Here is a 9,622-nt window from a genome sequence, read left to right as displayed (position 1 = left end):
TCATAAGATGTTTTTTGATTTTAGTCTAGTATTAGTAGAAAAGGCACACGGCTAACCTCTTCATCTCAACTCTTTTCCTTACAAAATAATAACAATAAAAAGGAATGGACAAGAGTTTCAATATCACTAAGATAAGCCTACTCCAAAATCATAGTGGTGCTTTATCTATATAAGCAAAAGCGAAGAAACTACTATTCTGAAAGTCAGAATTATAGTTTCTTCGCTTTTATCTTTAATAAGACCTCATCTCGTATTGTATTGTTTCATAACCCGGGCAATATCCCGATTTTGTTCACGACGCTTGATGGACTCCCGTTTGTCATAGTCGTGTTTTCCTTTGGCAAGTCCTAGTAATAATTTGGCATAGCCATCCTTGAGATAGACCTTGAGAGGCACTAGCGTCATCCCAGTTCCCTTAGTCTCCTGCTCCAGTTTTTGGATCTGTTTTTTATGGAGAAGGAGTTTTCGGCGACGTTCTGGATCCTGATTCCAGATATTTCCCTCCTCATAAGGAGCAATATGCACATTACTGAGCCAAACTTCCCCATTTTTCACCTGGGCAAATCCATCCTTGAGATTGATTCGAGCTGCTCGAACGCTCTTGATTTCCGTTCCCGTCAGGACCATTCCTGCCTCTAGCGTATCTACGATTGTATAGTCGTGGCGTGCCTTTTTATTTTGTGCGACGACCTTTCCCTCGCCCTTTGCCATGCTTGGCTCCTTTCTTTGCTACTTCCTTGTAAAAAGGTTTCTTGCCTTTTTTCTTCTTATCTTTTTGTGAATGCTTGTGCTTCTCTTTAGAATGACCTTGTCTTTTCTTGTCTTCCTTCTTTTCTGAACGACGACCAAAGCTACGTCCTCGGTCTTTGCGGCTCGATCCTTTCAGACCTTTTTCAACTAGGTCAACTTCACTTGGGAGATAAGAAAAATCAATCTCCCCTGTCATCTTGTCAGCTCGCTCGACTCGGATACGAATCTGTTGACCAACACGGAAGGTTGTTCCTGATTTTTCTCCCCGCAAGGTCAAATCTCGCTCATTAAAATGGTAAAACTCAGGCAGGTTGGTGATGTGAATCAATCCTTCTACCGTATTGGCCAATTCTACAAAGAGGCCAAATTTGACGATGCTGGATACCACGGCATCATACTCTTCACCTACGTATTCTTCCATGTACTCAGCCTTTTTCATGGCTTCTACTTCACGCTCTGCTTCGATAGCACGACGCTCACGATTGGAAGACTGGGTTGCAATCTCTGGAATCACTTGCTCAAAATGTGCAGCAATTTCCTTGGAACGTCCATAATCACGAATCATCCGATGAACCAAGAGGTCAGGATAGCGGCGAATGGGGCTGGTAAAGTGGGTATAATAGGTCGCAGCCAAGCCATAGTGGCCATGATTGTGCTCGGAGTAGCGAGCCTGCTGCATGGAGCGAAGGAGCATCATGGACAGCACATCTGCATAAGGCTCCCCCTCGACTCTTCTCATGATTGCTTGGAGGGCTTCCTGACTGATCTCACTCGCTGTTCCATAAATGGCCAACCCAAAGCTCGAAGCATAATCAATGAATTTCTGAACCTTTTCAGCCTTAGGCTCCTCATGGATCCGGTAGATAAAGGGCAGATCCAACTTGCTAAAATGCTTAGCAACCGTTTCATTGGCAAGGAGCATAAAGGACTCGATCATGCGCTCCGCAATCCCACGCTGACGCAGGACAATATCCACTGGTTTTCCTTGGGTATCCACCAAAATCTTGGCTTCACTGGTGTCAAAATTGAGGGCACCACGCTCTTCCCGTATGCTTTCCAAACGTTCATGGAGCTTGGCCATGAGCTCAATACTTGGGACGATTTTCTGGTATTCTTGCCGTTTTTCCTCATCGCCAGCTAAAATATCATTGACAGCGCTGTAGGTCATCCGAAAACTGGTTTTGATGACTGTTTGCGTAATGGTGTAAGCAACCACCTGCCCCCGCTCATCCACTTCCATAATAGCAGACTGGGTCAGGCGGTCGACTTGAGGGTTGAGGGAACAAATCCCATTTGACAAACGCTCTGGAAGCATTGGCACCACACGGTCTGTCACATAAACAGAGGTGGCACGGTTGAGAGCTTCCTTGTCCAGAGCAGAACCCTCCGTCACATAATAGGACACATCTGCTATATGAACTCCAAGTTCCAGATTGCCATTTTTTAGGACCTTGATATGCACTGCATCGTCCAAGTCTTTGGCATCCGCCCCGTCAATGGTAAAGGTAAGCTCCTCTCGCAAATCTAGACGCCCTTCTAGATCCTTTTCAGACGGGACATCCGGCACATTCTCTGCTTCCTTGAGGACGGTATCTGGAAACTCAGACACAATGTCCATGGACTCGAGAACCTCTAATACATCAATCCCAGCGTCTGTTGAATGCCCAACAATATCTAAAACTGTTGCGACAAAGAAATCATGCTTCTTGCTGGGATATTTGTCAATCAAGACTTTGAGAACCTCGGTTCCTTCTAGCTTGAGAGCTGGTTTTTTGACATAAATGGGTTGGCTAATCTTCTGATTTTTCGAGCGAATATAGCCAGCGTACTTAGGCTTCTCCTGATCCAGAACGATTTGACCGACAACGGTTGTCAAACTGTGCTCTAGGATATCAATAATTTTGGCTTCTGCGGCAGTTCCCTTGTTGCGGTCAGCAACTTTTTTTATCACAACTTCAACCGTATCACCATCGATGGCATGGTTAACATCATTGCGACCGACAAAAAGGTCGTCCTCCTCTCCCTCAAGGCTGACAAAGCCAAAGCCGTTCTTGTGGGCATGGAAGGTCCCTTTAAGGGTAATGGCATTCACCTTATTTTTTACAAGACTGAGTTGCCCATCTTCCCTAAATATTAATTCATGCCGTCTCTCCATGAGTGAGACGACTTTTACTAATTCTCGAAAATCTTTAGATGTTTCTTTTCCTAGAGCTACTGCCAAGTCGTTCATCGTGACCTGCCCTTGCTCCTGTAAATACTCTTTTATACTTTGTTTCATTTTCTTTTTCCAACATTTAGAAAAATAGACAAGACCTTGTCCTGCCTACTTTTTCTTATCGACTTGACAATATTGTCAATAGCAAGGCAACCAACAACCAAGCAAAGACTAAAAAGCCAGTCAAACGCTGCATAACAGCTTCGAACCCACGTGGTTTACTGTGTTCAAAAAGTTCTCCATTACTTGAGTCAAAAACATTACTTGATTGATTTTTTGTTGGTTGCATAAAAATCGCGATGATGAGAATCGCTGAGATACTTAATAAAATAATTAATAATAGATTATACATAGTAAACTCCTTGAAATCTATATCATTGTACCACAAATATCACTTAGTTTCAAGATGCAGAACCACTTTTCTTTCTTTGGGACAGTATTTTAACACCTCAATTTTATCTGGATGAGTTTTCGAATTTTTACTAGTCAGGTAATTTAAACTTCCACAAGAAGAACACTTTAAATTAATTTTTACACGCACTAGAACTCCTTTACTTTTAGCAATTTTTTAAATTGGATGAGATTGAAGACTAGGCTAAGAGAAACGAGACTGGCAGTCGCATAAAAAACTGCATGATAACCCGATAAACCAGCCACAAATGAACCTGCCATTGGGCCAACTACACCGCCTAGATAAAAGAAAACTTGATTCCATGAAAAAACTCTTGAAATCCCTACTTTAGGTGTAATCTTACTGAGTAAAGCAGTAACTCCTGGTATTAAAGCCCCTGTACCTAGACCAAATAGGAATCGATAAACACCCAATTCTAAAGGACTCCTTGCATTAGCACAAAGAAGATAAATGACCACAGAAAACAACTGAGCCCATAATAGCAATCGATGATTTCCAACTCGGTCCCCTAGACGTCCCAAAATACTTGAGCTCAACATACTTGACAGCCCCATAGCTGAAACAATTAATCCAGCTACAACCATCAGATTATCTTTCTGTCCTAAATCACGAATATAAAGCGCCAAAATCGGACCAATAGACTGAGCAGAAAATTGAATCACAAAACTCGTCAAAAAAAGATTAAAAAGCAGATGAGGATAACGAATCAAACTAAATAGTTGCCCAACTTTCACTTCTTTTTCTTTCGCTACTGGATGAAAATCTTCTTTAATAAAAAGGATTGTTAAGATAGCTGCAAAAATAAAAACAGCCAACTAATAGGAAGACATTCCGAATGCCAAATATCTCGGCAATACCACCACCGATGAAAGGACCAAGAAGATTCCCAGCCACTACACCAGTAGAAAGCGTTCCCAAAGCATAACCAGACTTTTCTTTAGGAACTTGGCTTGCAATTAAAGCCGTAGCGTTAGGGACAAAACCCGCAAAAACACCGTTTAAAAAACGAAGAAAAAGTAGCCAAAAAACATCAGGAACAAAAGCCAGCCCACCCATAGTAAAAGTCATTGCTAGTCCCGCACGAATCATCATTGGCTTACGACCATATTTGTCAGCCAACATTCCCCAAATAGGTGATAACAAAGCCGCCGATAAGGCAGAAAGAGAAATTCCTAAACCTGCATAAAATTCAATGTCATGACCATTGACACCTAGTTGCTCCACAAATAATGGCATGAAAGGCGTCACCAAGGAAATACTAGTTCCTGTTAAAAAATTCCCAAACCAAGCAATTTTTAAGTTTTGTCGCCAGATTTGTTCTTCAATTCCCATATCTTCTTCTTTCTATTTTTAATGATTATAGAGCAAAGGAAGGCGCATCTATCTTCAACTTCGTATCCAGCGGATGCTTATATGGGGCACATCGTATTAAAAAATAGGGAGAAGAAAACAGAAACATCAAGTCTATAGCTATATTTTATCTTATCCGTATTCAACCTAATTCCTTCTAAACCAAGTTACAGAAGGTCGTTCGACTAATAAACTTTCATCTGCTGCCCCACTGCAATATTTCAAGGAGATAAGATATTTTTTAATCCATCCTGTTGCCCTTGATTGTCAACCACAACTCAATACAGTAGTAGTTGTTCCATGGTATCAGATATCGTATCTTTTGATGCATCACATAACTTCTACCCCTACATAAAAAAGTAAGACTTACCTCAATTCATCAAGTCTACCAGATAACTACTTGATTACTTCCATATCAGCCTTTCTAAAGCTGTCTCCACCTGATGCTCTAACTGTTTCATACTTCCATTATTATCAAAGACAACATCTGCAAGTAGGAGCTTGTCATCCAATGACATTTGACGAGAAATTCTCAGTTTCGCCTCCTCTTGCGTCAGATGATTTCGTTTCATCAAGCGTTCGATTTGCCTACTTCTTTCCACATAAACTAGCCAAATTTCATCAAACCATTCATCATAGTTTTGTTCGTGCAAAAGTGGGATATCCATGAATAAAATGGACTCTGTTTGGGCAAGGTTTTCTTTTCTTTTATTCAGTTCTTGACGAATGATTTCTCCCTGCGTACGATCTGACCAATTCCGCTCCCTATCATCACAAAAAATTTTCTGACTTAAAACTAATCGATTTAAGCTTCCATCCTCCGAAAGAATTGTTGGCCCAAAGTGCTCCAGCAAAAGCTGGTACAAACGACCACCTGGTTGTTGCAATTCGTGCACAACGGCATCCGCATCAAGGACGACCAAGCCCTGCTCTCTCAAATAGTTGGTCACAGTAGACTTCCCCGATGCGATACCACCTGTAATTCCAACTGTCTTACTCATACATCACCTCGCTGGCAATTGGGACAAAAATGACTCCCTCGTCCACCTAATTGAATTTTCTCAATTATAACTCCACAACGAGAACAAGGTTGCCCTGTTTTACCATAAACTTTATGAGCATGCTGCATCGTTCCATTTTCACCAAATGCATTACTATACGATCGAATAGTGGAGCCACCTTTTTCAATCGCTTCTTGTAAGACTTCAATAATATACTGGTGAAGAACTACCACTTCCTGATTGGTTATACTAGAAGAGATACGACTCGGATGAATCTTTGCCCGCCAGAGAACCTCGTCTACATAAATATTGCCCAATCCAGCTACCAGGGTCTGGTCTAAGAGATGCGATTTGAACAGCTTTTTAGATTTGGCAAGAGTAGCTTGAAAGACCTGCAAATCAAACTCGTCTTCTTTTGGCTCAGGACCGAGCTTTTTGGAAAGAAAATAAGAATCTACTAGCTCTGGAGCCAGCAATTCCATAGTTCCAAACTTGCGAACATCCTCATAAACCAAAGTCCCACCCTCTTCAAACCGGATGAAAACATGGGCATGCTTGCGTTCAGGAACCTGATCGGGATAATAAAAATACTTGCCCTCCATGCGCAGATGGGAAATCAAGACCTGATCCGTCAGATAAAAGAGTAAGTATTTGCCCCGACGCCCCATCTTCTCAACGACTTGTCCAGGAGCCTTCTCTTGAAAAGCTTTTAAGTCTGTCTTGATCATCTTGGGATAGCCAATCTTCACACTCTCAATTTTCTTTCCTAGAATCAATGCTTCTAGTCCCCGACGAACGGTTTCAACCTCAGGTAATTCCGGCATAATTTCCTTTCTCAACCCCCTTATCACTATTATCTTCTTCAGCCCATAAGACATCAAAAATTTTCATGGACATTATTTTAAAAGTAATACTGTTGATAATTTCCCCCACTATCTCGCTCGTAATAAAGTTCGGAATAGTTCTCTTCAAAAAATACTGGAAGCATTTCTTCCATAGATTCTGCTAATGCGATTTCACCCTCATCCAGCTCTTTTTTTGTTACCCAGCGCACCTCACCTTCCTCAGAAGAAGTTAACTCACCTGTAAAAGAATACGCTCGATATAAAAAGACCAGATAACGAACTTGCTCTCTGGTATAAAAATGTTTAATCCCTACAAGACGAGGGGCTTCAATTTGTAAGCCTGTTTCTTCAAAAATCTCTCGTATAACAGACGCATGTAGACTCTCGCCAGGTTCCACATGTCCACCTGGAAAAACTGCACCAGACCAATCATACCTCATAGGATCCCTAAATTGCATCACAAAGCGTCCATCTTTATCCTCAATGAAACACATATTGGTTAAAATAACTTCCTGATTACGTGACATAAACTATCCTACTTTCATTATACAAATTAAGAGTTCTTCAACATTTTTTACCCCTCTACAAAAAGGTGGGTTTTCTAATCTTACTTAAGGATAAATCGACTTTCTTTAAGGGGGCTCAAATACTTAAATATGCTACTAAAGGTACCTATTAGATTTATTCTCCTTTTAAACTTAATTTAAGTCTAAAAGGACATCCAGCGTGACTTCGTTAATATTCTTTTTGGTTATAACCAAAATCAGCCAAGTCAAGCTTTTTATCCCGCCAGTTTTTCTTGACCTTGACCCAGGTTTCTAGAAAAACCTTGTCTCCTAGCATCAACTCAATATCTTTACGGGCAAGCGTACCAATTTTCTTGAGCATGGTGCCTTTCTTACCAATGACGATTCCTTTTTGACTATCACGTTCCACCATGATGGTTGCACGAATGTGAACCTTATCCGTTTCCTCATCACGCTTCATCGAATCAATAACAACAGCAACTGAGTGTGGGATTTCTTCACGCGTCAATTGCAAAACTTTCTCACGAATCATCTCAGATACTAAGAATCGCTCCGGATGGTCTGTAATTTGATCCTCTGGAAAGTATTGGAACCCTTCTTCTAGATTGTCACTCAAAACATCCACAAGATGGGAAACATTATTTCCCTGAAGAGCTGAGATTGGAATAATCTCTTTAAAATCCATTTGGTTACGGAAATCATCAATCTGTTCCAAAAGCTGGTTTGGATGAACCTTATCAATCTTGTTAACTACCAAGATAACAGGCACTCTAGCCTGCTTAAGACGTTCAATAATCATATCGTCCCCTTTACCACGAGGCTCATCAGCAGGTACCATAAAGAGGACTGTATCTACTTCACGAAGGGTTGAATAAGCAGACTCAACCATAAAATCTCCAAGAGCTGTTTTTGGTTTGTGGATACCTGGTGTATCAATAAAGACAATTTGCTCCTTATCAGTTGTGTAAATTCCCATAATTTTATTACGGGTTGTTTGAGCTTTGTCACTCATAATTGCAATTTTTTGTCCCATCACGTGGTTCAAAAAGGTCGATTTTCCTACATTAGGACGACCAAGAATCGCCACAAATCCTGATTTAAATGCCATATTTTCTCCTTTATCTCTAAGGATAGAAATTCTATCATTCTCTTATGAAAATAGGGAGGTGGACACATCTGAGACAGTACTGACTCTATGCGTTTCCCCCCTCCCTACAGTAACTACTTCAACAACTAGCAAAGAAACCTACTAAAAGTAGTTAGCATTGCGTTCTTTTCTAATTGTTTGTAAAAATTTATAATAACATACTTCACCCAACATTTTGCACTCCACCCTGTATTTTACATTTCTATCAATATCAAGTGCGTGTTTAACCGAAGATGATGAGCCAAATTTTAGGGATAAAAATAATCATCCCTGTTATAGCAGCAAATATTGAAACAATTAATACAGCACCTGCAGCCATATCTTTTGCATTTTTTGCTAAAATAGAAAAGTGATACTCACTGGCTAGATCTACAACATTTTCAACAGCAGAATTCATAATTTCAAAAGAAACGACTAAAAAGATACTAAGTAGAAGAAAGAGCCACTCAATTTGAGAAACTTGAAATACAAAGCCTAAGATACAAGCTAACACTGCCATGACAGCATGTTTTTGCATATTTCGTTCTTCTTTTAGAACAGTCAAAATTCCAGTTAGAGCAAACTCTAAACTGGAAATCAAATCACGATTTTTCCACTTCCGTTTATTGTCTTGTGAGTCCATAGGCCTTTAAAATATCTTCCTGTAAACCAAACATTTCCGCTTCTTCCTCAGGCGTATAGTGATCATAACCATTGATATGAAGAAAACCATGCACTGCGAGAAATCCCATCTCTCTCTCAAAGGAGTGACCGAAATCCTGCGCCTGTTCTCGAGCTTTATCTATTGAGATAAATAAGGCTCCCAAATAAGCATCCATTTCCGACAGCATCTCTGCTAATGTAGGATCAGCCTCTATATCATCCTCGTCAAAATAAATCCCTGATTCAGGCTTATATTCAAGACTAATGACATCCGTCGGACGATCAATTCCTCGATACTCCAGATTTAACCGATGACTTTCCTCGTTTGTAACAAAAGTAACTGCCATTTCTTTGTCCGATTTTTCAATTTTTTCGGCCGCAAACTGCAATATTTCCTCAGTTTGCTTTAGTATTTCCGGAGATACTTGACCTGTTTCATCTATTATTTCAATATACATCTATTTCATCTCCAAATTTGCTAGCTCTATTGTACCATATTTGAAGCTATTATACCCACATTTTCTACCGAAAAAACAAAAAAACTCTTCACTAATTTTTTAAGGACTTCCTTTGATGGATTCCTTTTATAGAGTACCATTCCAACCTTCAAATTTTACACCAATTGCCTCACTACCAAGACTGCAAATATCTCTATAATCATTCCATTCATAGCACCTCAAAAACGTTTCCTCCTCTAACTGACGGATTTTATCCAAAAACTGATTCTTTTCAT

10 protein-coding genes and 1 pseudogene are annotated in these 9,622 nt (G+C 40.2%); all 11 read right to left on the bottom strand.

Features of this window, described 5'->3' with window-relative positions; translation table 11 throughout:
* Positions 1–243: 243 nt before the first annotated feature.
* Positions 244–711 (bottom strand): SsrA-binding protein SmpB, encoded by a 468-nt coding sequence (smpB, locus tag STRDD10_RS07290; RefSeq protein WP_067194481.1) that lies wholly within the window; start codon positions 709–711, stop codon positions 244–246.
* Positions 674–3,028, bottom strand: a complete 2,355-nt coding sequence (gene rnr, locus STRDD10_RS07285) for a ribonuclease R (protein ID WP_067194479.1) — start codon at positions 3,026–3,028, stop codon at positions 674–676. The genes smpB and rnr overlap by 38 nt, the downstream gene beginning before the upstream one ends.
* A gap of 55 nt (positions 3,029–3,083) precedes the next feature.
* Entirely contained in the window at positions 3,084–3,317 is a 234-nt protein-coding gene (gene secG / locus STRDD10_RS07280; RefSeq protein ID WP_067194476.1) for a preprotein translocase subunit SecG, read from the bottom strand.
* A gap of 39 nt (positions 3,318–3,356) precedes the next feature.
* Positions 3,357–3,506 (bottom strand): 50S ribosomal protein L33, encoded by a 150-nt coding sequence (rpmG, locus tag STRDD10_RS07275; RefSeq protein WP_067194473.1) that lies wholly within the window; start codon positions 3,504–3,506, stop codon positions 3,357–3,359.
* Positions 3,506–4,709 (bottom strand): annotated as a pseudogene (locus tag STRDD10_RS07270) (multidrug efflux MFS transporter). The gene rpmG and the pseudogene STRDD10_RS07270 overlap by 1 nt, the downstream one beginning before the upstream one ends.
* Positions 4,710–5,131: 422 nt before the next feature.
* Positions 5,132–5,728, bottom strand: a complete 597-nt coding sequence (gene coaE, locus STRDD10_RS07265) for a dephospho-CoA kinase (protein WP_067194471.1) — start codon at positions 5,726–5,728, stop codon at positions 5,132–5,134.
* Positions 5,725–6,552 carry a DNA-formamidopyrimidine glycosylase gene (mutM, locus tag STRDD10_RS07260; RefSeq protein ID WP_067194468.1) on the bottom strand — a complete coding sequence of 276 codons (828 nt, stop codon included), beginning with the start codon at positions 6,550–6,552 and terminating at the stop codon, positions 5,725–5,727. The genes coaE and mutM overlap by 4 nt, the downstream gene beginning before the upstream one ends.
* A 77-nt stretch (positions 6,553–6,629) precedes the next feature.
* On the bottom strand, positions 6,630–7,100 hold the full coding sequence (locus STRDD10_RS07255; RefSeq protein WP_067194467.1) for an 8-oxo-dGTP diphosphatase: 471 nt from the start codon (positions 7,098–7,100) through the stop codon (positions 6,630–6,632).
* 208 nt (positions 7,101–7,308) lie between these two features.
* Positions 7,309–8,208: a GTPase Era gene (era, locus tag STRDD10_RS07250; protein WP_067194464.1), complete on the bottom strand. Its 900-nt coding sequence runs from the start codon at positions 8,206–8,208 to the stop codon at positions 7,309–7,311.
* A gap of 262 nt (positions 8,209–8,470) precedes the next feature.
* Entirely contained in the window at positions 8,471–8,869 is a 399-nt protein-coding gene (locus tag STRDD10_RS07245) for a diacylglycerol kinase family protein (RefSeq protein WP_067194461.1), read from the bottom strand.
* Positions 8,850–9,347: an rRNA maturation RNase YbeY gene (gene ybeY / locus STRDD10_RS07240; RefSeq protein WP_067194458.1), complete on the bottom strand. Its 498-nt coding sequence runs from the start codon at positions 9,345–9,347 to the stop codon at positions 8,850–8,852. The genes STRDD10_RS07245 and ybeY overlap by 20 nt, the downstream gene beginning before the upstream one ends.
* Between the last annotated feature and the right edge of the window lie 275 nt (positions 9,348–9,622).

This window comes from Streptococcus sp. DD10, from assembly GCF_001578805.1.
Lineage (GTDB): Bacteria > Bacillota > Bacilli > Lactobacillales > Streptococcaceae > Streptococcus.
This window is presented reverse-complemented; position numbering and strand designations above follow the sequence as displayed.

Excerpts from the sequence above, each read along its gene's own strand:
- smpB (WP_067194481.1), bottom strand. The coding sequence starts at position 711 with ATGGCAAAGGGCGAGGGAAAGGTCGTCGCACAAAATAAAAAGGCACGC.
- mutM (WP_067194468.1), bottom strand. The coding sequence starts at position 6,552 with ATGCCGGAATTACCTGAGGTTGAAACCGTTCGTCGGGGACTAGAAGCA.
- ybeY (WP_067194458.1), bottom strand. The coding sequence starts at position 9,347 with ATGTATATTGAAATAATAGATGAAACAGGTCAAGTATCTCCGGAAATA.
- STRDD10_RS07245 (WP_067194461.1), bottom strand. The coding sequence starts at position 8,869 with ATGGACTCACAAGACAATAAACGGAAGTGGAAAAATCGTGATTTGATT.
- secG (WP_067194476.1), bottom strand. The coding sequence starts at position 3,317 with ATGTATAATCTATTATTAATTATTTTATTAAGTATCTCAGCGATTCTC.
- rnr (WP_067194479.1), bottom strand. The coding sequence starts at position 3,028 with ATGAAACAAAGTATAAAAGAGTATTTACAGGAGCAAGGGCAGGTCACG.
- coaE (WP_067194471.1), bottom strand. The coding sequence starts at position 5,728 with ATGAGTAAGACAGTTGGAATTACAGGTGGTATCGCATCGGGGAAGTCT.
- era (WP_067194464.1), bottom strand. The coding sequence starts at position 8,208 with ATGGCATTTAAATCAGGATTTGTGGCGATTCTTGGTCGTCCTAATGTA.
- STRDD10_RS07255 (WP_067194467.1), bottom strand. The coding sequence starts at position 7,100 with ATGTCACGTAATCAGGAAGTTATTTTAACCAATATGTGTTTCATTGAG.